Genomic DNA, 21,233 nt, shown 5'->3' with positions numbered 1-21,233 from the left:
CTATCATAGCATTAAGCTCGATCTTGGGTTTAAATGTCTATATTAAATAAACGATGATAACGAATAAGATACGCAATGGAGCGCGCATGCATACTTATACAGTTGAGCCGTTGTATGTTACGAGTGGTGATGAAACTATCGCTGCCGACTTCTATCTTCCGAAAACCAATATCAAACCCGCTGTGATTGTGATGGCGCATGGATTTGCCGGATTGCGCCAATTTAAGTTGGTTCAGTATGCACAGCGTTTTGCCCATGCCGGCTATGCCGTGATTTTGTTCGACTATCGTTATTGGGGCGGCAGTACCGGTAAACCGCGTGAACTGGTATCGCTCAGTGCCCAGCTTGATGACTGGAAGAGCATGATTCAATATGCCTCTAACTGTAAGTCGATTGATAGCCGACGGATTATTTTGTGGGGCACTTCACTCAGTGGTGGCTATGCTCTTAGTTTGGCGACGGATCTGAAAAATATTCAGGCAGTGATGGTACAAGTGCCTTATGTTGACGGGGCAGAGACAGCCAAGCTATATCCATTGCAACGTTATCCAGAAGCATTGAAACGTTCCAGTCAGGACTATATGGGCTCCAAGATGGGCTTGGTCCCTAAAACCTTACCCGTAGTCGATCAATATAAACTCTGTTTCTTACCGACCTCAGACAGTTATTACGGTTATCATTCGATTGTAAATCCTGATTATTACTGGAGTGGCGAAGTGCCTGCACGGGTGTTTTTTAATCTGATGCGTTACCGGCCGATCCAGTTTGTACGCAAGATTAATATTCCGGTGTTATTTATTGCGGCTAAATATGACAGCCTGATTCCGATTGCCTCAAGTCGTGAAGCCGCCACTAATATTGCGCCATTTGTGAGCTATCATGAGTGGGAAATGAAGCATTTCGATATTTATCACGATTCTTGGTTTGAAAAAGCAGTCACAACCCAATTAGAATTTTTACATCAACATATCGGAGTGATGTAAATGATTATTGTCTGTGCATCATGTGGTGCAAAAAATCGTGTACCTGAAGAAAAACTGGCGGTTCATCCCAATTGTGGTCAGTGCCATCAAGCATTGCTACCTTTAGAACCGATTGAGCTGAATGAACAGAACTTTAGCAATTTCATTAGCAATAGTGATTTACCTGTGCTGATTGACCTATGGGCAGAATGGTGTGGTCCATGTAAAATGATGGCGCCACATTTTGCTCAGGTCGCCAAGCAAAATCCTTACGTTGTTTTTGCCAAAATCGATACGGAAGCAAACCCGCGTTTGAGCGCTGCATTTAATGTCCGCAGTATCCCAACTCTGGTTCTCATGAACAAAACCACAGAAGTGGCGAGAATCAGTGGCGCATTACGTGCACCTGAACTGCAACAGTGGCTAGACCAGCAATTACAGCAACAGCAAGGAAATTAACATGAGCGAACGCCCAAAGCATCCTGAAGGGATCTTATCTCTACAAAATATTGCCATGCCAGCGGATACCAACTGGAGTGGTGATGTTTTTGGAGGCTGGATTGTTTCCCAGATGGATCTGGCTGGAGCGATTCATGTTGAACGTTTTAGTAAAGGCCGTTGTGCGACGATTGCCATTAATCAGATGACTTTCCTTGTGCCTGTAAAAGTGGGTAATGTGATTAGCTGTTATACCAAGATTCTGAAAGTCGGTAGCAGCTCGGTACAGGTTCAAATCGAAGTGTGGAACAGTCACGATGATTCACGTGAACCTGTACGGATTACCGAAGGCGTATTTACCTTTGTTGCGGTGGATGTAAATGGAAATAAACGTTTAATTACAGATGAAATTAAACAGTCTTTTCTAGCTTCACAGTCAGCTTAAATGATCCATTTTGATATCTGCACTTACTAGAACAGATGATGATGTTTTAACACTATTTTTTAATCGAGAATATACAGATGGCTGAAGAACTGGTTTTACAACTGGGCCACAAGGTTGAGCAATATCAAAGTATCCTGCCACAGATTCAGGCCATTGTTGAAGATGAAGCTGATGTGATTGCCAATCTGGCCAATATCTGTGCGGCACTCAGACAGCAATTTGGCTGGTTCTGGATTGGCTTTTATCTGGTGAAAGAAAATGAGCTGGTATTAGGTCCATTTCAGGGGCCTATTGCCTGTACCCGTATTGCCAAAGGGCGTGGTGTATGTGGTTCAGCATGGCAACAACAGCAAGTGATCATTGTGCCTGATGTGGATCAGTTTCCCGGGCATATTGCCTGTAGTTCTGATTCTAAATCGGAAATTGTGTTACCCATCATGAAAAATGGTGAGTGTGTCGGCGTGCTGGATATTGACAGTGATGAACTGAATCAGTTCGATGAGGTTGATGCTGAACATCTCCAGCAATTGATGGCAATGATTGAAAAATTTATCTAAGCCCAAACTAAAAAAAAGCCCACATAATGTTGGGCTTTTTTTATGTGTACTCTGCTTAGAACATGGTATTGGTATTTTTGCTGTTTTCTGGAATGTTCTGTATCACATCCCAGTGCTCTACAATTTTGCCATGTTCAACCCGGAATATATCTATAATGGCTCGGCCCCGGTCAGTGTCATTTTCAGTCGAATGCACATGCAGGACGACTAAATCTCCTTCAGCAATCACTTTCTTGATGACATTCTTTGCCTGAGGATTATGACTAAATTTTTGCGTAAAGAAGTTTACAAAAGGCGCCTTACCATCAGGTACATTCGGATTGTGCTGAATATACTGATTCCCAATATAACGATCCGCGTATTGTTTGACCTGATGTTTCAGGAAAACACCTTCATAAAAATCGGTGACAATTTTCTTGTTTTGTTCAGCTACAGATTTTGTGTGCTTTGCGGGCACAGAAACGCGAGAAGAGGCATCCGCAGCAAAGACTTGACCTGGGTAAAATGCTAGATTGAGCAGGACAAATACATGGGGAAGAAGCAATGTTTTTTTCATTTTTAGCATCAGAACACAAACTGAGATGCTTGTATCCTGATACTAATGATGAACTTGGAGTAGTCTAGACCCGTTATTATTTTTTACGTTTTGGTAACCAGGCCCAAAGCATCTGGCACTGGATCGGTTCGTTACCAGAATCATCAATCACGGTCACAGGAATCAATAACTCGCCTTTTTCATTCTCGGCAATAAACTTTTGCTGATCTGCCGATAAGCTCGCTGTCGCAGTTAAACCACCTTGCGCGACTTTTAAATAATCCACATGCAATGATTTGATCAAGACGATCCGATCATCCGGAACATGTAAACCCGTTAAAAAGCCCGTCGCAGTTTCTGCAAGTAATGCCATTGCGGCAGCATGAACCCCTTTAATATGGTTCTGCATATTGCGCTGGTTTTCAATACGAACAGTCACGTGGTCTTTATCCACCTCCAAATAGCGGATATTGGCTGTGCCGACCATAGGAACAACACGACCAAACGCTTTGCTCCAGAGCGTGCTACGAATGCCTTTTGGAAATTTAGAGGTGGTTTTAACCAGCTTATAAAGACGGTTATCTTTTGCCATGATGAACCTATTACTTAATCTTTGAAGTTATTAAATTGCAGTGGCAGACCAAATTGTTGTTCACGTAAAAAGTTCATCACTTGTTGCAAAGTATCGCGCTTTTTATCCGTGACACGGATTTTGTCTCCTTGAATAGAAGATTGCGCCTTGATGCCACTTTCTTTAATGGCTTTATTAATTTTTTTTGCGGTATCTGAGTCAAGTCCATCTTTAAGCTTGATCACTTGCACCACATTTTTACCTGAAGCGGTCGCCTTTTGCGGGTCAAGTGCCTGTACGTCAACTTTACGTTTATAGAAATGGTTTTCCAGCATGGTATAGACTTGTTCACACTGGAAATCACTTTCAGTTGAGATTTTGATTTCTTTATTTTTTTCGTTTAGCTCAATTGAAACATCCTGCCCACGGAAGTCAAAACGTGTAGCAATTTCTTTTTGCGTGTTTTGCACCGCATGATTGACTTCAAATAACTCTAATTCAGAAACAATATCAAAAGAAGGCATAGTTAGACCTTTACAAAGGGAAAGAATATTTGAGATGCTAAGGGGGTTTTCTTCATTTGCCAAGTGTTGTTTACATCAAAGGAGTGCACAATGATCCGTAAACAAGAAATTACAACATTTGAGTTCCCAGAAGGCGCAGTCATTTGGGATGTCCGAGATACCAAAGCGTATACAGAGGCTCATGTCAAAGGGGCGGTGAATCGTCCAATTGCTGAATTAACTGCGGATAGTTTGACTCAAGTGGCAGCGGATCAACCGATTTACATTCTGTGTGGTGGCGGTAGTAAAGCACCGCGCGCAGCAGAGCTTTTAGACGGTATTGATAGTTCTCGTGAGTATGTTGTATTGATGGGTGGCACACGCGCAGCGCGTGATGCAGGCTTAGCTTTGGAACAAGGCGCTTAAAACACTCAAAAAATTTGCCAAAATACTCGGGTATTTTGGCAAATTCAAACATAATAAAGATTCAAACGTCCAAATACTTAACCTGAATAATATGGTTTTTTAGCTTTCACTTTCTTCTGGAAGCGTTGCGGATTCAATTTATCCAGTAACGGTTGTGGAACCGGACACAGTTCACCCAAGATCAATGCCGCCAGAATCTCACTACATAGTGGCGCAAACAAGAATCCTTTCGACCCTAAACCTGCAAAGCTATAGTTTTGCACATGGTTGTGGACTTTGCCGACCAGAGGAAAGTAATCCAGACTTTGGGCACGGACAGCGGCCCGACCTTGCCAGTGCTCTATAGGTGGCAACTGTTGTGCATATTCAGGGAACACATTGTGGATAAGTTCGTAGTTATGCACATGGTCTTCAGCCAAGACTTCGGCATCATCCCGATTGGGATAAAACGAAGCTCCCAGAATCAAGTGTGAGGCATCCAGTTGCATGCAATAGCCGCCATAACTATAGGCCTGATCCAGTGCTAAAGGCTGCTGGCTATTCTCAACCCAGCTGACTTGTCCCCGAATGGGTTTTAAAATCGGGTAGTTTTCAAATAGTTCAGCACTTTGTTTGGCGCAACAGACGATAACATGATCTGCCGTGGCGATCCGTTGTTGCTCCTGCCAAAGTTCAGTTTGTGATCCGACTGAGTTTAAGCGGGAAATTCTGGCTGTTTTTATGCTGATATTCGGATGCTGTAAGATTTCATCGCGTAACTGGTGTGGAGAAACTGCACCTGCATGATGTAGTGTCAAATTCGGCAAGTCTGTCTTCGGGAATTGGTGCTGCTCTGATGGTGCTGATAAAACACCTTCAGGATATTGTTCTGCCAAAGCCAGTAATTCATCCGCATTCTTCAATGCCAATTGCTGGACCTGAATTGGCCTAAAAGCCTTAAAACGCGCATAAAAGTTGAGCGCATGCTGCCAGCTTAAGGTCATCAGGTGTTCAGGTGCCTGATCAATCGGGCATAGTTTAGGATTGAGCAGCGCCAGTGGATTGCCAGAAGCACCTGCAAGCGGCTCATTTTGCTCGTATACGGTGACTTGATGACCACGTTGAGCAAATGCCCAGGCTGAGCTTAAACCTGCGATTCCAGCGCCAATAATCGCAATCTGGCGTGGTCCGGTGTTTAATCGGCTTGTATTTGCTTCGGTTTCGGTGGCAGGGTGCTGTTCCGAATTTATTGAGCCTGTTTCAGATGCTACAGTATCCAGCCAGATCGCTTTGAGCATTTCCCGTTTATGACCAAAACCCCGTGGACGGCTAATCTGGATGCCATGCTGTTTCAGCCCGCGTTTCAGTACTCCAGCCACGCTAAAGGATGCGAAGGTGGTTCCGAACTCGGACAAACGCACGATGTGATTCAGCACATTTTCTTGCCACATATCCGGGTTACAGGAAGGCGCGAAGCCATCCAGAAACCAGGCATTGACCGCTTGTGTTTTGGGGATGACAGGGAAGATATCCTGTGCATCACCCAGCCATAAATCAATGCTGAAACGTTGTTCCGGAAAACTGAGACGATGACAGCCTGCAATCGGCAGGGGATATTGCTGAATCAGCTGTTCGGCCAGTGGCTTTAGCTCAGGCCAGACATTCAGTGCGCGAACCAGGTCTGCTTTGCTGAGGGGAAACTTCTCTACACTGATAGCATGCAGATGGCTATGGTTATCTGGACGCACCTGTTGCCAGAGCTGCCACAGGGTCAAAATATTCAGCCCTGTGCCAAAACCGGTTTCTCCCACACAGAAGTATTGATAATCACTCAGTTGCGAAAGACGTTCGGTTAAATCATTACCGTTTAAAAACACATGGCGTGTTTCAAGTAAACCGTTAGCTTTGGAAAAGTAGACATCGCCAAATTGCTTGGAAATGGGAATCTCGATACCATCGACCCATTCCCAGTCCAGATCAGCGGTTTGTAGTTTTGATGAGAGAGACATAAATAAAGATGTTGGTTTTACCACTGACGACGGCGTTTAGTGTAAACATAACTGGCAATAAAGAAACCGAGAATCACACCGACCGCAATGGTCATGGCGCCGTATAAAAACATTTGTGCGCTACGTTCGCTTTGTAACACCTGAACCTGAACCGTTAAATTGTCATTTTTTAACTGTAGTTCCTGATTCTGTGCCAGTGCTTCAAGATTGGCATGCTCAAGTTGCTTCAAACGGCTGGCCTGATCCTGAATCATGGCTTTGACTTTAGCATCTTGCTGTTGTTTGGCTTTAACAATCTGTTCTGCTGTCAGCGGTTTAGTTGGGGTGGCAGGCGTGGCGGTGGTGATTTTAGCTGGTGTCGTTGGAGCGACTGCTGTTGGAGCAGCAGTCGGTGTAGCAGGTTCTACCGCCCATGCACTAGAACTGAGTAAACTGAAAGCGAACAAGCTTTTGACTGCAATGTGCATGATTTACCCTTTTGGAAAAGCTTTGTTGAACGGTCTAACCTCAATATCTGAGTAGATCCCTTCTTTTAAAAATGGCTCTTCCTGAATCCAGGCATCCAGTGCTTCGCGGCTATCAAATTCAACAATCATGGTACTGCCAAAAAAGCCTGCCTGTGCATCATTGGGATCTTTAGGGTGCGCACCAGCAGCAATTAAACGACCTTCATCATCTAACTTTTGTAGACGTTCAATATGTTGTGGACGGGTGGCTAAACGTTTTTCCAGAGTACCTTCGCGATCAGTACAGGTCAGCACAAAATATGGCATGGCAATAGCTCGATGATTTAAAATCTATTCAGTGGTTTTGAAATGTTTTCGTAAGAAAAACAGTATAGCAGCAAGGTAACTCAGAGAAACGATAATATCGCCAAAAGCTGTGAATTCGCCCCAATATTTTCCTTGCATATAGACAAAACCAAAGAAGAAATGCAAAGCAGCAAGCAAAAAGAATTGACCGCACCAGGCCCAGTTCAATTTGATCCAGCCTCTAGGGCTCAGCTCTAACATTGAACCTAACAGTTTCTGGATAATTGGCATGCGTTCTTTATTAAATAAAGGCGTCACTAAAAAGCCCAGACCAATCCCGATATTGATAATAATCGCCTTCATTTTGATGTAGGTCACATCGCTAAAAATCAGCGTGATGCCTCCAAAAATGACCGACATGAGCACGATAAACCACTGCATTTTTTCCAGCTTGAATTTCTGGAAAAAGAACAGGCAGCCATAGACCACAAGCGTCGAGATCAGCAGGGCACAGGTCGCCACCAGAATATGGTTCTGGTCGGTATTTCCTGCGCTGCCCACCAACTGCAACAAGGGATGATGACTATCTTTAGGATCGGTGGTTTTATAAAAATAAAAGAAGATAATAATCGGAAGATAGTCGAGCAACGCTTTCATGTTACAGTACGATGATGAAATAGGTCAGATAGCATAATACAAACCATGTTCGGTGTCGATTTACATACCCATACGCTCATTTCCGATGGTACCTTCTCTCCTGAGCAACTGGTACAGGCTGCTGTTGACTTAAAAATACAGATACTGGCCGTGACTGACCATGACACCATGGATGGGCTGGAACGGGCGCAAAATTATGCACAAGATCATGATATTCAAATTATTTCTGGCGTAGAAGTTTCCAGTCAGTGGTCGAGACCCAATACCAAAAAGAGTTACGGTGTGCATATCGTGGCTTTAAATATGCAAGATGAAGCACCCATCAGGGCCATGCTGGAAAATCAGAAAAAAATCCGTGCGGAACGGGCCAAAGTGATTTGTCAGCTCTTAGAAAAATGTATCGATTTTGATATTTATCCTGATGTGATTGCCCAAGTGGATGGGGAGGCAGATCGGGTGACTCGCACCCATATTGCCAAAGCCTTAGTCGAAAAAAATATAGTCAGTCGTCCGCAGCAGGCTTTTGACCGTTTCCTGAAAGAAGGCAAGAAAGCCTTTGTCAAATTTGAAGGGGTGGGGCTGAAGGAAACCATCGAGATTATTCATGCCAGTGGCGGGTTGGCTGTTCTGGCTCACCCAACCCGTTATGATTTGTCGGCAACCAATGTCCGTTACCTGATTGAACTCTTTGCTGTATCTGGTGGTGATGCGGTTGAGCTACCGCCGAGTATCGAGCCCGCTTCAACCCGACAGATGGTCGACCGGATGATTCAGCAATTTAATCTGGCGGTTTCAATTGGCAGTGATTTTCATGGCGACAATATGCCGTGGATTAAACTGGGACAAACGCCGCGAGTCAATCAAGGACAGAGCGGAATTTGGGAACGTTTTCGATAAGTGGAACAATGAAAAAATTACAACTTTGCTTCATCGTTGTTTTATTCTTGATTGTTTTATGGAGCATTCAATGGATGTTTCATGGTTTTGCAGGGCTCTAAATCAACTTAGGTTTTAATCTGCCAATCAGCGTGTTGCTGGAAGTAATCGCTTAAATAATCTAAAAAGCATTGCACTTTCGGCGGTACCAAGTCCCGATGCGGAAACACGGCATAGATTGCAGTGGCCTGCACGGGATAATCGGGGAGCACCTGGACCAGTGTGCCGGTGTTTAAATCTTTCGCAACATGCCAGAGCGAATGATTGGAAATGCCTAAGCCCTGTAAGGCGGCCTGTCGAATGGCTTCACCCGAATTGCTACTAAAGTAACCTTCGACACGGATCTGTTCAGTTTCACCGGCTTTATTCAGAAAATGCCACTGGTCGGTTAAGCCATTGGCATGCTGTTGCAAAATACAGCGATGAGCTTTGAGATCAGATAAGCTTTCTGGAATCCCATAGTGTTGCAGGTAAGCGGGTGCAGCACACAGTAACCGTGGATTTGGGCTTAATTGTCTGGCGATCAGACTGGAGCTTTGTAACTGTCCGATCCGAATCGCCAGATCCATGCCCTGTTGAATTAAATCAATGTTTTGATCATTCAGGTCCAGATGAATGTTTAGTTCAGGATGTAACAGCGCGAATTTGGCAATCATAGGCATTAAGATCTTGGTCCCAAAGATTGCGGAAGCGGTCATGCGCAATGTCCCGGAAAGGATATGATCTTTGACTTTTAATGACTCATGTAAATTGACAAAATCAGCCAGCCAGCTACGCCCGTGGGTCAGCAAGGTACGGCCTTCTTCTGTCAAGCTGAGTGTGCGGGTGGTACGGTGAAATAAACGCAATTGTAGCTGTTGTTCCAGGCGCTGCAATTTCTGGCTGGCGACAGACACGGAAATATTGGCATCTTGCGCGGCTTTGCTGATCGAGCCCAAGTCTGCAACCCGAATAAAAAACTGGAAATCTTCTGTATTCATTATCAATAAAACCAGAAAAGTATTTCCTGATTATCGTGGTTTTTTTAATAAACCCCTAGCGCTATTTTAGCTCTTAAGCAACTACAGGTTTAAGAAAAGCATCATGAAATATCATTTTTTAGGAAACTCAGGGTTAAAAGTCTCGGAATTAGGATTTGGCGCGGGTACTTTAGGCGGGCAGGGACAAATCTTTTCTGCCTGGGGGCAAGCCAGCCAAACCGAGGCCAATCAAATGATTCAGGCGGCTCTGGATGCCGGGATCAATTATTTTGATACCGCCGATGTCTATTCGGATGGCGAGTCTGAGCGAATGCTGGGCAAGGCTCTGGCTTCGCAAAGACAGCAGGCAATTATTTCGACTAAGGTGGGTATTCGTAGCTCGGCGCATTTGAATGCTGCAGGATTTAGTCGGGACTATTTACTTTCCGCCGTAGAGCAATCGCTGACCCGACTCGGAACCGATTATATTGATGTATTGCAATTACATCAGTTTGATAGTTTTACCGCATTACATCAATTGATGAAAACGCTGGATCAACTGGTACGCAGTGGTAAAGTCCGTTATATCGGCGTGTCCAATTTTGCTGGCTGGCAACTCATGAAAGCTCAGGCCATTGCAGAACAATATGGTTATGAAAAGTTTGTGGTCAATCAGGTCTATTATTCCTTAATTGGCCGTGATTATGAGTGGGAGCTGATGCCTTTGAATGACGACCAACAGATCGGTGCAGTGGTGTGGAGCCCTTTGGGCTGGGGACGCTTAACCGGTAAATTTGATCGGGAAAATCCGATTCCGGCCCAGAGCCGTTTGCATGAGACGGCACAGTTTGCCCCGCCTGTGAACGAGGCACATCTTTATCAGGTCATTGATGCACTTAAACAGATTGCAATCGAAACGGGTTATTCCATTCCCCAAATTGCCTTGAACTGGCTGTTACAGCGTCCAACCGTTTCCAGTGTCTTGATTGGTGCGCGTAATCAGACGCAACTGCAAGAAAATCTCAAAGCAAAAGATCTTCAGTTATCGACTGAGCATCGGGTGCAGTTAGATCAGGCCAGTGCGATTTATCCACCTTATCCTTATTATCCGTACTGGAATGGACAGTTCACCGAACGCTTCAAGTCTCTGGTACCCTCACAGTTTGTTTAGGCGATTTATTCATCATCCGAATAAAAATGCCCTCATTGGAGGGCATTGAAATTAAAGCAAGTTGTGATCTTGGGCCTGAATTGGCGGTGGCGTCGGGCGGCCCAAAGTGCCGAGTAATTCGATCTCAATCGAGCGAACCATGGCATCAAGCGGTAGGTCGTTACTTTGTGTGCCAAAAGGTTCTTCAATTTCAGTACTTAAGGCATCCAGACCAAGAAAGGTATAAGCTAAAATCCCCACCAGTAACGGGGTGGCCAAACCTAATAAGGAACCTAAGCTGAAAGGCAACATAAAGCAGAAGAAATACACAGTTCGATTCAGCAACACCGAATAGGCGAAGGGAATTGGCGTGTTGGCAATACGGTCACAACCGGTTTGCATTTCGCTTAAAGCCGCCACATGACGGTTCATCTGGGTATAGATAATATCCGAGATTTCACCCTCTTTCATGGCCTGTAACAGTTCCCACTGGATCAGGCTCAGCGTGTACTGCGGAGCATTGTGCTGTTGGTAAAGCTGGGTCAGCGCCTGTTGGCTCAAGCCGCTGGTTTCCGTCAATTCAGTCGGATTTGCGGTTTGATGGCGCAAACGGTCACGTAAAACATTGGCAAAGACAATCACATTTTGAATGATACGTTCCCGGCGGGCTTGGGTTAGAACACGACAGTCCCGATCAAAATGACGGGCTGTGGCAATCAGAACCCCCCACAGTTTACGGGCTTCCCACCAACGATCATAACAGGCGGTATTCTTGAAGCCCAGAAAAATCGACAGGACCACCCCGATCAGGGTAAAGCCAACCAATGGAATTTCAGGGAAACGGTAAAGGCCCACATATTCAACGCCACCAATAATGGCAGAGATCAGCATCACGAAGCCGAGCGAAGGTAAAATTTTGGGTAGAATCGTCCCACGCCATGAGAATAAAACTTTAAAAATACTCGGCTGGTCACGGACAATCATGTTATATGAATCATTAATTTTATGTGTTGATGTTCATGCTAGATTCAGGCTTTGTCAAGACCAGATTGCCTGATTGGAGCAGGGTTGAGTAGTTGTTGTTCAGAAAAGGAAAAATGTCCTTCAGGCGAAATAATAAAGTGATCGATCAGGTGGATTTCCAGCAGTTTACAGGCCTGTTTTAACTGCTGGGTCAGATAAATATCTTCGGGTGAAGGTTGGGCAATTCCATAGGGGTGATTATGGGCCACCACGATCTGGCAGGCTTGCTGTTGTAAGGCATAGCGTAAGGTCTGGTTGAGTGAAACAGTGCAGGAATGATGCGAGCCAAAAAACAGTTTTTTGAAATGCAATTTTCTCAGCTCTGCATCAAGGCAGAGTACCGCAAAGACCTCCTGCTTTTCTCCCAAGAGTTCATAACGTAAATAGTCGAGCACCAGCGTAGAGGTATCTAGACAAAGTCGTTGCTGATGGAAATGATTATTCAGATAACGTCGCCCCAGCTCTTTGACTGCCATGAGCTGGGCGTACTTGGTCGCAGCAATGCCATTAAATTGTGATAAGTCCTCAAGATTGGCATCAAATATCAAGTTAAGTCCGCCAAAGTGTTGAATCAAAATACGCGCCAACTCCACCGCAGAGTGCTGTTTCGAGCCCGAACGAAGAAAAATCGCCAACAGTTCGGCATCAGATAAGCTTTGTGCACCTTGAGATAAAAGTCGTTCTCTAGGACGTTCTTGCTCGGGCCAGGTTTTTATTGATTGATTCAATGCTTATTTTTCCCTTTGATTTTATTGTGATTATTATTTTTTTAGGCAAAAAGGAATGCCAGGCGTTGCCTTTTGATTTTTGCCAGACCAATAATATTCTCTACCGCCAGTTCCACTGAAATGTTGAGGGTGCTACTTGGGTATCCACTTATTTAATGCTATTGTGAGCGCCACTGCAACAGTAAGGTATCCTGTTTGTGAGCTTCGATCTAAGTGTTATTCCCCATAAAAACATTATATTAGCGGTTACAGGTGGTATTGCTGCCTATAAAAGTGCCATCTTGGTCCGCCGTTTAAAAGATTTCGGTTTTGATGTCCGTGTGGTCATGACACATGGCGCGCGAGCATTTATTACCCCTCTTACTTTTCAGGCGCTGTCTGGAAATCCGGTGCATACCGAACTGCTTGATCCTGAAGCCGAAGCCGGTATGGGACATATTGAATTGGCTCGTTGGGCAGATCTGGTTCTGGTTGCACCTGCCAGCTGTGACAGTATCGCAAAATTTGCCAATGGTTTGGCGGATGACTTGCTCAGTACGCTCTATTTGGCAACCAAAGCACCAGTCTGGGTGGCACCTGCCATGAACCAGCAGATGTGGGCGGCGAAAGCGACACAACGCAATTTGCAAACGCTGGTGGAAGATGGCGTGCATGTGATCATGCCAGATGCAGGTGAACAGGCCTGTGGTGATGTCGGCCTAGGTCGTATGCCTGAGCCTGAAGATTTGGCTCGCCAGGTCGCGGCCTATTTCCATAAGGCACAACGTGCGCTCGCTGAAAAATTTGGCCTGTTGGCTGGAAAGCGCGTCACGATTACTGCAGGACCGACCCGTGAAGCGATTGATCCGGTACGTTATATTTCAAACCATAGCACCGGTAAAATGGGCTTTGCACTGGCAGCTGCCTGCTATGCCGCAGGGGCAAAAGTGACGTTGGTCGCAGGACCTGTTAGTTTGGATACGCCGAATGGTGTACAACGCATTAATGTCAGTTCAGCCATGCAGATGCTGGATGTCAGTATGAACCAGCTGAAAGAAGGGTGTGACATCTTCATTGCAACGGCGGCTGTAGCGGACTATCGTGTGGCACAGGTTGCAGAACATAAGATTAAAAAAGCAGGTGATGAACTTGCAGTCGCATTAGTGAAAAACCCGGATATTGTGGCGACCATTGCCCAGCAGGAAGAGCGTCCATTTATGGTCGGCTTTGCCGCTGAAACGCAAAACGTAGAAGAATATGCGGCAGGTAAACTGGTAGCGAAAAAACTGGATATGATTGCCTGTAATGATGTATCACGTCCTGACATCGGTTTTGCTTCAGATCAAAATGCCATGACCGTGTTCTTTGCCCAGTCTTATCATATGAAAAAGCGTGAGCTGGAAAAAGCATCGAAACAGGAGATTTCACAGCAACTGGTTGAATCTATTGCTGATGCTTTACGCCGTCGTTTATAAACGTGGGAAGCAATCTTTTTTATTAAAATGCAACGATTTCGTTGCATTTTTTATGTATGCTAAATCAGCAATGTGCTTTGTACCCTGGATGTCAGCGACAAAGTTTTTGCATATGACAAATAAAGCATAGCCACAGTTTTTGATAGGATATCCTGATGATTAAAAAAACTTTAGCCACCGTTGTGATGTTGTCCGCTTTTGCATTCAGCCATACGGCAATGGCTGCGGGTTTAGAAGATGACATGAAAACGCTGGGCAAGAATTACAAAGCGTTTAATCAAGCCGACAATGCACAGGCTGCCACAGCCGCGTTAAATAATATGCGTACTGCTGCGGTACATTCGAAACAATATAATCTGGCTGCAAATACACAGGCGAAAGTTCCTACTTCAACAGCGTTATTTGACCAGATTGTCGGGGAAATTGATAAGGCCAAATTACTGGTACAAGCTGGTAAACTGGATGAAGCCAAAAAACAGGGTAAAAAGATTGCGGAATTACGTGATCAGGGGCATAAGTATTACACCCACTGATCGATCAGTGATGGGTGATAATCTGATAGGGCTGTGCTTAAACAAGTGCAGCTTTTTTATTGGAATTTGAGACCGTAAAACGACCGGGTTGAGACTGAGCATGATTCAGATTTTCACTGGGTGGCAAAGTTGCTACAGTGAAAACAAGAATGATGAGAGGTGATGATATGTCCTCACAACAACGTAATTATGAGCGTATTGCCCAAGCGATTCAGTACATCCAGCAGAACTTTCAGCAACAACCACAACTGGATGAAGTCGCTGCACATATTCACTTAAGTCCTGCCCATTTTCAGCGTTTATTTACCGATTGGGTCGGCACCAGTCCTAAAAAGTTTTTACAGTATATTAGTCTTGAACATGCCAAACGGATTTTGAAACAGGAACAGGGCAGTATTTTTGATGCCACCTTTGCCACAGGCCTGTCCAGTACCAGTCGCTTGCATGATCTGTTTATCCAGATTGAAGGCATGACACCGGCTGAATATAAACATGGTGGCCAGAGTCTGACCATCCACTATCAATTCGCAGAGACCTTGTTTGGTGAAGTCCTGATTGCATCTACCCATAAAGGTATTTGTGCACTCAGTTTTGTCGATGATCGGGTGAATGCTTTCGCCCAGTTAAAGATGCAATTTCCTCAGGCTGCTTTTATTGAACAGGTTGACGCCTTTCAGCAAAGTGCTTTGGCCTTGTTTCAAAAAGACCAGCAGCAGTTGGCTGAGATTAAATTGCATTTGAAGGGCACCGAGTTTCAGCTCAAGGTGTGGCAAAGCCTGCTCAAAATTCCCATGGGACAGCTTGCCACTTATGCTGAACTTGCCCGAGTCATTGATCACCCCAAAGCAGCACGGGCAGTAGGCACCGCGATAGGCAGTAATCCTGTGGCATTTCTGATTCCCTGTCATCGGGTGATTCAGTCGAGTGGCCTGTTTGGCGGCTATGAGTGGGGTAGCGTGCGGAAAACAGCGATGATTGGCTGGGAAGGTGTGCAAAGCCATGCCGCAATCTGAACAACAGCAGATCCAGACGGTGATTGATAAGATTCAGGCTGCGGATTGGGAGCGGATCACAGAGCAAATGCACCATCAGGGCTTTGCCTTGATTGAGCAGGTGTTATCAACCGAACAGTGCGAACTGCTGCAACAGTTGTATCCGCAAGCGGAGTTGTATCGTAAAACGGTGGACATGCAGCGTTATCGTTTTGGTCGAGGTGAATATAAATATTTTACTTATCCGTTGCCCAATCTGATTGAACAGCTACGCCATGAGGTCTATTCCCATCTGGTGCCGATCGCCAATGCATGGTTTAAGGTACTGAAGATAGCGCAAACATTCCCGGCTTCACATGCTGAGTTTTTACAGCGGTGTCATCAACAGGGGCAAACGCTGGCAACGCCACTGATTTTGAAATATGAGCAGGGCGGCTTCAATACACTTCATCAGGATTTATATGGTGAGGTGTATTTTCCTTTACAACTGGTGATTGTATTGAGTCAGCCGAATCGGGATTTTACAGGAGGAGAACTGGTCTTCACTCAACAAACACCTAGAGCTCAATCCAAGGCCATGGTAATGCAGCCACAGCAAGGCGATCTGTTAATTTTCACCACGCAATTTAAGCCAGAAAAAGGCAGTCAGGGTTATTACCGGGTCAATATCAAGCACGGGGTCAGTCCGGTGCTGCACGGTCATCGTTATAGCCTCGGGATTATTTTCCATGATGCGGTGAGTTAATCTGATGTGGCGACATCTTGAATTAACACAGACCGAGTTACATCAGAAACTGAAACAGCAACAGATTGTATTTGCAGGCAATGCACAGCTTAAAATTTATGGCCGGTTGACCTGTGCCTCGGGGAAGCGCATGCTGAAAAACAATCGGGTATTTTTCTTAAATGAAGATGAAGCGATAGCACAAGGCTATCGTCCTTGTGGACATTGTATGCGGCAAGCCTATAAGAAGTGGAAAGATGCAACTATTTGATATTGAAGCTGATCCTGAACTGAATCATTTACCCTATGATGGCACGGTACAGTACTATGGCAAAGTGCTGCAGACCGCGGCGGCAGATTATTATTTTGATCAACTAATGCAGACCATTGCATGGGAAAATGATCAGGCACTAATCTTTGGAAAATTATTGACGACTAAACGCAAAGTGGCGTGGTATGGAGATCGGCGCTTTGAATATACCTATTCCAATATGAATAAATACGCCTTGCCGTGGACACAGGAATTAGTTGAACTAAAACAACTGGTCGAAGAGTTAACCGGTGAGACCTTTAATTCCTGTTTGCTGAATCTTTATCATTGTGGTGAAGAAGGGATGGCATGGCATAGTGATGCGGAAACGGATCTCAAAAAAGATGGGGCAATTGCGTCTTTGAGCTTTGGCGCAGAGCGGAAATTTGCTTTTAAACATAAACAGAGCAAAGAAAAAGTCGAGCTCTATTTAGAGCATGGCAGTTTATTGGTGATGAAAGATACCACCCAGAGTTATTGGTTGCACCGCTTGCCACCGACCAAAAAAGTCAGTACCGCACGGATTAATCTGACCTTTAGAACCATTGTGGCTTAAGCATAAAAAAAGGACTGAAAATTCAGTCCTTTTGCAGCTAATCCCTCCCAACCTCCCTTTTAAAAGGGAGGCGTTCCTCTTCTTTTATGAAGAGGAATATGGAGAGAATGACTTATGCTTGACCTTGCGCGTCTGCATCCGCTTGGAGGCGTTGCATGTTTGCTTCAAATTCAGCATCAAAGTTGATTGGTGTAAGCAGCAATTGCGGGAAGCTACCCTTTGTCACCAAATCATTGACCGCTTCGCGTAAGAACGGGAACAGGATATTCGGGCAGTACGCACCCAAGATGTATGGAAGACGGTCTTCTTCAACACCATCGACCAGGAAGATACCTGATTGAGTTACATCAACGATGAACGCAGTTTCATTTTCGTTGTTCGCTTGAACCACAACTTTTAAAGACACTTCATAGTGTGTTGGATCAATTTTTTCTGCAGCAGAAGATAAATTGATGTTGAGTTCTGGTTGCCATTGCTTGGTAAATACTTGTGCACCAGGAACTTCAAAAGAAATGTCTTTGGTATAAATACGTTCTAACGCGAGTTGTGGTTGAACTTGTTCTTCGCTCATTGTTTTTCCTTAAATCTCGGATGTGTTGTTAAGCTAATAATTGGTCGAGTTTACCTTCACGCTCTAAAGCATAAAGTTGATCAAAACCACCGATAAACTGATCTTTAATAAAAATTTGTGGCACTGTACGGTGATTGGTACGTTGCATCAATTCCATACGAACTTCTGGTGCTTCATTGGAAAGATTAATTTCTTTAAAAGCAACACCTTTACGCTCAAGTAATTGTTTTGCACGGACACAGTACGGGCAAGAAAGGGTTGAATAGATGGTGACGTTTGGTGTTGTCATGTTATCTCTCCTTAAGCTTTGGTTTTGCTTTTAACTAAAGGTAAGCCTTGCGCTTTCCAGTTGCTAATCCCGCCGTCTAGACGGTAGCTGTCAGCGTGACCTACTTTTTGTAGTGCTGAACCGGCAACTTGCCCTAAGTTACAAATGAAGACCAATGGACGATCACTTGCTTTTAATTCATCAACATGACTGGTGATCTGGCTATATGGAATGTTACGGCTACCGCTGATGTGACCATCACGGAAATCTTTTCCATCACGTAAGTCGATCAAGATGGCATTTTTTGCCTTGACCAAGATACCGAGTGATTGTGGTGAAATTTTACGACCATTGCGTTGTCCTTCTAAAATAAAGAACAACACGATTAACACGCCGAGCGTACCAAACAAGAAGGGGTGATTCCCCATAAACTCTAACCAGCGTTCCACAAGTCACCTAAAATTAAAATACAAAATTGATCCTGAGTATAACTTATCTCTATGGTGATCAAAAATGTTAGTTCAAGGGGAAAAGCCCAACAAAATTAACTTTTTTGCTGAGCTTCCTGAATTTCGTCCATTAAACGCAGATAACTGTCCAGGCGTCTTGGCAAAATTTCACCCGCCTCAACCGCTTGTTTCAGTGCGCAATTTTTCTCATGGGTATGGGTGCAATTCCGGAACTGGCAAAGTCCCAGATGCGTTTCAATCTCGGGAAAACCAGTACGCACCTTTTCCGGACTGAGGTGCCATAGTCCAAACTCACGGATTCCCGGAGAATCAATGAGTGCGCCGTTTGTTCCAAATTTGATCAAACGGGTCGAAGTGGTGGTGTGCTGACCGAGTGCCGAGTTTTCTGAAATCACATTGGTTTTCTGTGCGGCATCTGGAACGATGGTATTGATCAATGAGCTTTTACCGACGCCAGACTGTCCAACGAACGCAACAGTTTCATTGTCCAAACGTGCAGATAATGCCGACAGGTCGCCACGTGATTGGCAAATTAGGGTTTCATAGCCTAGAGCCTCATATTCACTGAGCAAGGTGAGAATCGGATCATGTTCAGTCAGCAAATCGGATTTATTCAGCACCAGCAGCGCTGGAATATTGGCATCGGCACAGGCCACCAGATAGCGGTCGATCAAGGTCGGTGCGGGTTCAGGTAATGGTGCGAATACAATCACGATCAGGCTGATATTGGCAGCAACCGGTTTGACCTTGTGATAACGGTCAGGGCGGGTCAGTAAAGATTGTCTTGGATAAATCGCGGTGATAATGCCCAAACCTGTAATTGGATCGGCTTGCCATTTCACCCGGTCACCTGTGACCAAAAGTTCTAGGTTGGTACGGGTGTGACAACGCCAGATGCTGTCTAGTTCAATCGGTTTCCAGAACGGTTCCGGCTCACCCTCGGCCACTTGTGGTTTTTCAGGATACTGTTCAGGCACAGACAAGGCTTGTACTTCGAGTTGACGACCATAATGCTGAACAACCAGTCCATCTAAATCTTGTGACGTGTCAATGTCGTCCTGACGCGATTTATGCTGTTTCTCAATACGACGCTGCTGTTGTTCGGTTAAACGACGCTTACGAATTAAAGCCATTCATATCCCAAAAAATCCACACTTTGAAGACCGCAAAAATAGCATGAAGCCGCTATAGAATTACAGCCAAGATGTAATTAATTTGCTACTATTGATGTTTTTAAGCACTTTAGAATTGCCATCCATGAGCAGCACCCCTGATACACGATTAATTTGGATCGATCTGGAAATGACCGGTCTTGATACCGATAATGACAAGATCATTGAAATTGCAACAATTATTACAGATGATCATTTAAATATCTTGGCTGAAGGGCCTGTTTTAGCGGTACATCAATCTGATCTGATTCTAAATGCAATGGATGAGTGGAATACCAAGCAACATGGTCAGTCAGGCCTGATTGAACGTGTGCGCCGTAGTAAACTGACTGCGCAGGATGCGGAACAGCAAACCCTCGAATTTTTGAAAAAATGGGTCAATCCGAAATCTTCACCGATGTGCGGTAACTCCATTTGCCAAGACCGTCGTTTTCTGCATCGTTTGATGCCTGAACTGGAACAATTCTTCCATTATCGTAATCTGGACGTATCTTCGGTAAAAGAACTGGCGAAACGCTGGAGACCAGAAATTATGAGCGGTTTAAAGAAAAATGCGTCGCATTTGGCAATGGATGACATCCGTGACTCGATCGCAGAATTAAAATACTACCGTGAATACTTTTTTATCATGAATCACGATAAGTAATCGATGATTGCGTGATACATACAAGGAGCTTAGGCTCCTTTTTTATGCGCTAAAAATATTTGGGCTTGATCAAAAAATCGCTTAAACTCGGGTTTTAATAGCAAACTATAAAAAAGAGAGCGTACATGCAAAGTACTAACCCCATTTTAACGCGGGTAGAAACCTATCAAGATCTAGCTGCGCCAATGACCATTCAGGGTGCGATTCAAAAATCGGTCCTGTTAACAGTGATTGCTGCTGTTTTAGGGATGGGCTTATTTTTCTACTGTGCGATGACCGCGAATTTGTCGGTTGCCTACGCTGCAACGATTATTGGTGCAATTGGTGGTTTCATTCTGGCACTGGTGACCACATTTAAAAGTAATACCGCACCGGCTTTAGCGATTCCTTATGCCTTGTTTGAAGGGGCTTTTCTAGGTGGTGTATCGTTTATTTTCCAGTTGAAATATCCAGGTGTTCCGTTACAGGCCTTATTGGCAACATTCGTCACCACTTTGGTGCTGTTTGCCTTATATAAATTTCAGATCATTCGTGCCACTGAAAAGTTTAAGGCGGTTGTGATTTCGGCATCGATTGCGATTGCCTTGGTATTTGTGGTGCAAATCATTTTGCGTTTGGCCTTTGGTTCGAGCATTCCTTATATCTTTGAAAGTAACTGGTTGGGAATCGGTTTTGCAGCTTTTGTTGCGGTGATTGCCTCTTTAAACCTGATTCTGGACTTTGACCTGATTGAAACAGCTGCTGCACAACGTGCACCCAAAGCATTTGAATGGATCTGTGCCATTGCCTTATTGGCGACACTGGTGTGGATGTATTACTCATTCCTGCGTTTATTGAGTCTGCTTCGCGGTGATGATTAAGTTCTGATTGAAGTGAAAATACAAATCGTCTTCACATGAAGGCGATT

Annotated in this window: 29 protein-coding genes; 15 read left to right on the top strand and 14 right to left on the bottom strand. The window is 44.6% G+C overall.

The window, feature by feature from the left end; translation table 11 throughout:
* Positions 1-86: 86 nt before the first annotated feature.
* From J699_RS01405 to J699_RS01420, 4 genes are all read left to right on the top strand, one after another.
* Positions 87-983 carry an alpha/beta hydrolase gene (locus J699_RS01405; protein ID WP_032871313.1) on the top strand — a complete coding sequence of 299 codons (897 nt, stop codon included), beginning with the start codon at positions 87-89 and terminating at the stop codon, positions 981-983.
* A complete protein-coding gene (gene trxC / locus J699_RS01410) occupies positions 984-1,421 on the top strand; it encodes a thioredoxin TrxC (RefSeq protein ID WP_005283202.1) in 438 nt (145 codons plus the stop codon).
* A 1-nt stretch (position 1,422) separates the two neighbouring features.
* Positions 1,423-1,845 carry an acyl-CoA thioesterase gene (locus J699_RS01415; protein ID WP_004774422.1) on the top strand — a complete coding sequence of 141 codons (423 nt, stop codon included), beginning with the start codon at positions 1,423-1,425 and terminating at the stop codon, positions 1,843-1,845.
* 77 nt (positions 1,846-1,922) lie between these two features.
* Positions 1,923-2,402: a GAF domain-containing protein gene (locus J699_RS01420; protein ID WP_032871315.1), complete on the top strand. Its 480-nt coding sequence runs from the start codon at positions 1,923-1,925 to the stop codon at positions 2,400-2,402.
* 55 nt (positions 2,403-2,457) lie between these two features.
* On the opposite strand, the gene J699_RS01425 is transcribed toward J699_RS01420, so the two are convergent.
* From J699_RS01425 to J699_RS01435, 3 genes are all read right to left on the bottom strand, one after another.
* Positions 2,458-2,967, bottom strand: coding sequence for an ester cyclase (locus tag J699_RS01425; protein ID WP_032871317.1), 510 nt, complete (start codon positions 2,965-2,967; stop codon positions 2,458-2,460).
* Between the two features lie 67 nt (positions 2,968-3,034).
* Positions 3,035-3,529 (bottom strand): DUF4442 domain-containing protein, encoded by a 495-nt coding sequence (locus tag J699_RS01430; RefSeq protein WP_009506088.1) that lies wholly within the window; start codon positions 3,527-3,529, stop codon positions 3,035-3,037.
* Between the two features lie 14 nt (positions 3,530-3,543).
* Positions 3,544-4,032: a YajQ family cyclic di-GMP-binding protein gene (locus J699_RS01435; protein WP_004774427.1), complete on the bottom strand. Its 489-nt coding sequence runs from the start codon at positions 4,030-4,032 to the stop codon at positions 3,544-3,546.
* A 90-nt stretch (positions 4,033-4,122) separates the two neighbouring features.
* On the opposite strand from J699_RS01435, the gene J699_RS01440 reads away from it, so the two are divergent.
* Complete coding sequence (locus tag J699_RS01440; RefSeq protein WP_004774429.1) at positions 4,123-4,437, top strand: rhodanese-like domain-containing protein; 315 nt, start codon at positions 4,123-4,125, stop codon at positions 4,435-4,437.
* Between the two features lie 77 nt (positions 4,438-4,514).
* Here the strand turns inward: J699_RS01440 and mnmC are convergent, their stop codons facing one another.
* Genes mnmC through J699_RS01460 form a run of 4 tightly spaced genes read right to left on the bottom strand, consistent with a single transcriptional unit; the run spans position 4,515 to position 7,834 of the window.
* Complete coding sequence (mnmC, locus tag J699_RS01445; protein ID WP_032871320.1) at positions 4,515-6,425, bottom strand: FAD-dependent 5-carboxymethylaminomethyl-2-thiouridine(34) oxidoreductase MnmC; 1,911 nt, start codon at positions 6,423-6,425, stop codon at positions 4,515-4,517.
* Between the two features lie 17 nt (positions 6,426-6,442).
* Positions 6,443-6,892 (bottom strand): hypothetical protein, encoded by a 450-nt coding sequence (locus tag J699_RS01450; protein ID WP_032871322.1) that lies wholly within the window; start codon positions 6,890-6,892, stop codon positions 6,443-6,445.
* A gap of 3 nt (positions 6,893-6,895) precedes the next feature.
* On the bottom strand, positions 6,896-7,198 hold the full coding sequence (locus tag J699_RS01455; RefSeq protein ID WP_032871325.1) for a YciI family protein: 303 nt from the start codon (positions 7,196-7,198) through the stop codon (positions 6,896-6,898).
* A 24-nt stretch (positions 7,199-7,222) separates the two neighbouring features.
* Positions 7,223-7,834, bottom strand: coding sequence for a septation protein IspZ (locus J699_RS01460; RefSeq protein ID WP_005228564.1), 612 nt, complete (start codon positions 7,832-7,834; stop codon positions 7,223-7,225).
* 45 nt (positions 7,835-7,879) lie between these two features.
* Here J699_RS01460 and J699_RS01465 point away from each other — a divergent pair, with 45 nt between their 5' ends.
* A complete protein-coding gene (locus tag J699_RS01465; RefSeq protein WP_032871327.1) occupies positions 7,880-8,731 on the top strand; it encodes a PHP domain-containing protein in 852 nt (283 codons plus the stop codon).
* A gap of 107 nt (positions 8,732-8,838) precedes the next feature.
* Here the strand turns inward: J699_RS01465 and J699_RS01470 are convergent, their stop codons facing one another.
* Complete coding sequence (locus tag J699_RS01470; protein WP_032871330.1) at positions 8,839-9,750, bottom strand: LysR family transcriptional regulator; 912 nt, start codon at positions 9,748-9,750, stop codon at positions 8,839-8,841.
* Between the two features lie 103 nt (positions 9,751-9,853).
* On the opposite strand from J699_RS01470, the gene J699_RS01475 reads away from it, so the two are divergent.
* Positions 9,854-10,900, top strand: a complete 1,047-nt coding sequence (locus J699_RS01475; protein WP_032871332.1) for an aldo/keto reductase — start codon at positions 9,854-9,856, stop codon at positions 10,898-10,900.
* A 51-nt stretch (positions 10,901-10,951) separates the two neighbouring features.
* Here the strand turns inward: J699_RS01475 and J699_RS01480 are convergent, their stop codons facing one another.
* Together J699_RS01480 and radC are read right to left on the bottom strand one after the other, a co-directional pair.
* Positions 10,952-11,863 carry a bestrophin family protein gene (locus J699_RS01480; RefSeq protein ID WP_005228572.1) on the bottom strand — a complete coding sequence of 304 codons (912 nt, stop codon included), beginning with the start codon at positions 11,861-11,863 and terminating at the stop codon, positions 10,952-10,954.
* Positions 11,864-11,907: 44 nt separating this feature from the next.
* The gene (gene radC, locus J699_RS01485; protein ID WP_005283232.1) at positions 11,908-12,630 is read right to left on the bottom strand and encodes a RadC family protein; all 723 of its coding nucleotides are present in this window, start codon (positions 12,628-12,630) and stop codon (positions 11,908-11,910) included.
* A 197-nt stretch (positions 12,631-12,827) separates the two neighbouring features.
* Between radC and coaBC the strand changes: the two genes are divergently transcribed.
* The 6 genes from coaBC (at position 12,828) to J699_RS01515 (ending at position 17,199) form a co-directional block, all read left to right on the top strand.
* Entirely contained in the window at positions 12,828-14,084 is a 1,257-nt protein-coding gene (coaBC, locus tag J699_RS01490; RefSeq protein WP_032871335.1) for a bifunctional phosphopantothenoylcysteine decarboxylase/phosphopantothenate--cysteine ligase CoaBC, read from the top strand.
* 155 nt (positions 14,085-14,239) lie between these two features.
* On the top strand, positions 14,240-14,617 hold the full coding sequence (locus J699_RS01495; RefSeq protein ID WP_032871338.1) for a cytochrome b562: 378 nt from the start codon (positions 14,240-14,242) through the stop codon (positions 14,615-14,617).
* 167 nt (positions 14,618-14,784) lie between these two features.
* Positions 14,785-15,630, top strand: coding sequence for a methylated-DNA--[protein]-cysteine S-methyltransferase (locus tag J699_RS01500; protein WP_032871340.1), 846 nt, complete (start codon positions 14,785-14,787; stop codon positions 15,628-15,630).
* Positions 15,617-16,354 carry a 2OG-Fe(II) oxygenase gene (locus J699_RS01505; protein WP_032871342.1) on the top strand — a complete coding sequence of 246 codons (738 nt, stop codon included), beginning with the start codon at positions 15,617-15,619 and terminating at the stop codon, positions 16,352-16,354. Before J699_RS01500 ends, J699_RS01505 begins: the two co-directional genes overlap by 14 nt.
* Positions 16,355-16,358: 4 nt before the next feature.
* Entirely contained in the window at positions 16,359-16,604 is a 246-nt protein-coding gene (locus tag J699_RS01510) for an Ada metal-binding domain-containing protein (RefSeq protein ID WP_005228584.1), read from the top strand.
* Positions 16,591-17,199: an alpha-ketoglutarate-dependent dioxygenase AlkB family protein gene (locus J699_RS01515; protein WP_032871344.1), complete on the top strand. Its 609-nt coding sequence runs from the start codon at positions 16,591-16,593 to the stop codon at positions 17,197-17,199. The genes J699_RS01510 and J699_RS01515 overlap by 14 nt, the downstream gene beginning before the upstream one ends.
* Positions 17,200-17,311: 112 nt before the next feature.
* On the opposite strand, the gene secB is transcribed toward J699_RS01515, so the two are convergent.
* The 4 genes from secB to rsgA form a co-directional block, all read right to left on the bottom strand.
* A complete protein-coding gene (secB, locus tag J699_RS01520; RefSeq protein WP_004655889.1) occupies positions 17,312-17,770 on the bottom strand; it encodes a protein-export chaperone SecB in 459 nt (152 codons plus the stop codon).
* A 28-nt stretch (positions 17,771-17,798) separates the two neighbouring features.
* Complete coding sequence (gene grxC / locus J699_RS01525; protein WP_005228588.1) at positions 17,799-18,059, bottom strand: glutaredoxin 3; 261 nt, start codon at positions 18,057-18,059, stop codon at positions 17,799-17,801.
* 11 nt (positions 18,060-18,070) lie between these two features.
* On the bottom strand, positions 18,071-18,487 hold the full coding sequence (locus J699_RS01530) for a rhodanese-like domain-containing protein (RefSeq protein ID WP_004655885.1): 417 nt from the start codon (positions 18,485-18,487) through the stop codon (positions 18,071-18,073).
* Positions 18,488-18,582: 95 nt separating this feature from the next.
* The gene (rsgA, locus tag J699_RS01535; protein ID WP_032871347.1) at positions 18,583-19,641 is read right to left on the bottom strand and encodes a ribosome small subunit-dependent GTPase A; all 1,059 of its coding nucleotides are present in this window, start codon (positions 19,639-19,641) and stop codon (positions 18,583-18,585) included.
* A gap of 124 nt (positions 19,642-19,765) precedes the next feature.
* On the opposite strand from rsgA, the gene orn reads away from it, so the two are divergent.
* Positions 19,766-20,326, top strand: coding sequence for an oligoribonuclease (gene orn / locus J699_RS01540; protein ID WP_032876378.1), 561 nt, complete (start codon positions 19,766-19,768; stop codon positions 20,324-20,326).
* 125 nt (positions 20,327-20,451) lie between these two features.
* Positions 20,452-21,186 carry a Bax inhibitor-1/YccA family membrane protein gene (locus J699_RS01545; RefSeq protein WP_032871349.1) on the top strand — a complete coding sequence of 245 codons (735 nt, stop codon included), beginning with the start codon at positions 20,452-20,454 and terminating at the stop codon, positions 21,184-21,186.
* The last annotated feature ends 47 nt before the right edge of the window (positions 21,187-21,233 follow it).

This window comes from Acinetobacter sp. 1000160 (assembly GCF_000588715.1).
GTDB classification, from domain to species: Bacteria; Pseudomonadota; Gammaproteobacteria; order Pseudomonadales; family Moraxellaceae; genus Acinetobacter; species Acinetobacter courvalinii.
Note: the sequence above shows the minus strand (reverse complement) of the source record. Positions and strands in the feature narration are given on the sequence as shown.

Excerpts from the sequence above, each read along its gene's own strand:
- J699_RS01405 (WP_032871313.1), top strand. The coding sequence starts at position 87 with ATGCATACTTATACAGTTGAGCCGTTGTATGTTACGAGTGGTGATGAA.
- trxC (WP_005283202.1), top strand. The coding sequence starts at position 984 with ATGATTATTGTCTGTGCATCATGTGGTGCAAAAAATCGTGTACCTGAA.
- J699_RS01415 (WP_004774422.1), top strand. The coding sequence starts at position 1,423 with ATGAGCGAACGCCCAAAGCATCCTGAAGGGATCTTATCTCTACAAAAT.
- J699_RS01420 (WP_032871315.1), top strand. The coding sequence starts at position 1,923 with ATGGCTGAAGAACTGGTTTTACAACTGGGCCACAAGGTTGAGCAATAT.
- J699_RS01425 (WP_032871317.1), bottom strand. The coding sequence starts at position 2,967 with ATGCTAAAAATGAAAAAAACATTGCTTCTTCCCCATGTATTTGTCCTG.
- J699_RS01430 (WP_009506088.1), bottom strand. The coding sequence starts at position 3,529 with ATGGCAAAAGATAACCGTCTTTATAAGCTGGTTAAAACCACCTCTAAA.
- J699_RS01435 (WP_004774427.1), bottom strand. The coding sequence starts at position 4,032 with ATGCCTTCTTTTGATATTGTTTCTGAATTAGAGTTATTTGAAGTCAAT.
- J699_RS01440 (WP_004774429.1), top strand. The coding sequence starts at position 4,123 with ATGATCCGTAAACAAGAAATTACAACATTTGAGTTCCCAGAAGGCGCA.
- mnmC (WP_032871320.1), bottom strand. The coding sequence starts at position 6,425 with ATGTCTCTCTCATCAAAACTACAAACCGCTGATCTGGACTGGGAATGG.
- J699_RS01450 (WP_032871322.1), bottom strand. The coding sequence starts at position 6,892 with ATGCACATTGCAGTCAAAAGCTTGTTCGCTTTCAGTTTACTCAGTTCT.
- J699_RS01455 (WP_032871325.1), bottom strand. The coding sequence starts at position 7,198 with ATGCCATATTTTGTGCTGACCTGTACTGATCGCGAAGGTACTCTGGAA.
- J699_RS01460 (WP_005228564.1), bottom strand. The coding sequence starts at position 7,834 with ATGAAAGCGTTGCTCGACTATCTTCCGATTATTATCTTCTTTTATTTT.
- J699_RS01465 (WP_032871327.1), top strand. The coding sequence starts at position 7,880 with ATGTTCGGTGTCGATTTACATACCCATACGCTCATTTCCGATGGTACC.
- J699_RS01470 (WP_032871330.1), bottom strand. The coding sequence starts at position 9,750 with ATGAATACAGAAGATTTCCAGTTTTTTATTCGGGTTGCAGACTTGGGC.
- J699_RS01475 (WP_032871332.1), top strand. The coding sequence starts at position 9,854 with ATGAAATATCATTTTTTAGGAAACTCAGGGTTAAAAGTCTCGGAATTA.
- J699_RS01480 (WP_005228572.1), bottom strand. The coding sequence starts at position 11,863 with ATGATTGTCCGTGACCAGCCGAGTATTTTTAAAGTTTTATTCTCATGG.
- J699_RS01495 (WP_032871338.1), top strand. The coding sequence starts at position 14,240 with ATGATTAAAAAAACTTTAGCCACCGTTGTGATGTTGTCCGCTTTTGCA.
- J699_RS01500 (WP_032871340.1), top strand. The coding sequence starts at position 14,785 with ATGTCCTCACAACAACGTAATTATGAGCGTATTGCCCAAGCGATTCAG.
- J699_RS01505 (WP_032871342.1), top strand. The coding sequence starts at position 15,617 with ATGCCGCAATCTGAACAACAGCAGATCCAGACGGTGATTGATAAGATT.
- J699_RS01510 (WP_005228584.1), top strand. The coding sequence starts at position 16,359 with ATGTGGCGACATCTTGAATTAACACAGACCGAGTTACATCAGAAACTG.
- J699_RS01515 (WP_032871344.1), top strand. The coding sequence starts at position 16,591 with ATGCAACTATTTGATATTGAAGCTGATCCTGAACTGAATCATTTACCC.
- secB (WP_004655889.1), bottom strand. The coding sequence starts at position 17,770 with ATGAGCGAAGAACAAGTTCAACCACAACTCGCGTTAGAACGTATTTAT.
- grxC (WP_005228588.1), bottom strand. The coding sequence starts at position 18,059 with ATGACAACACCAAACGTCACCATCTATTCAACCCTTTCTTGCCCGTAC.
- rsgA (WP_032871347.1), bottom strand. The coding sequence starts at position 19,641 with ATGGCTTTAATTCGTAAGCGTCGTTTAACCGAACAACAGCAGCGTCGT.
- orn (WP_032876378.1), top strand. The coding sequence starts at position 19,766 with ATGAGCAGCACCCCTGATACACGATTAATTTGGATCGATCTGGAAATG.
- J699_RS01545 (WP_032871349.1), top strand. The coding sequence starts at position 20,452 with ATGCAAAGTACTAACCCCATTTTAACGCGGGTAGAAACCTATCAAGAT.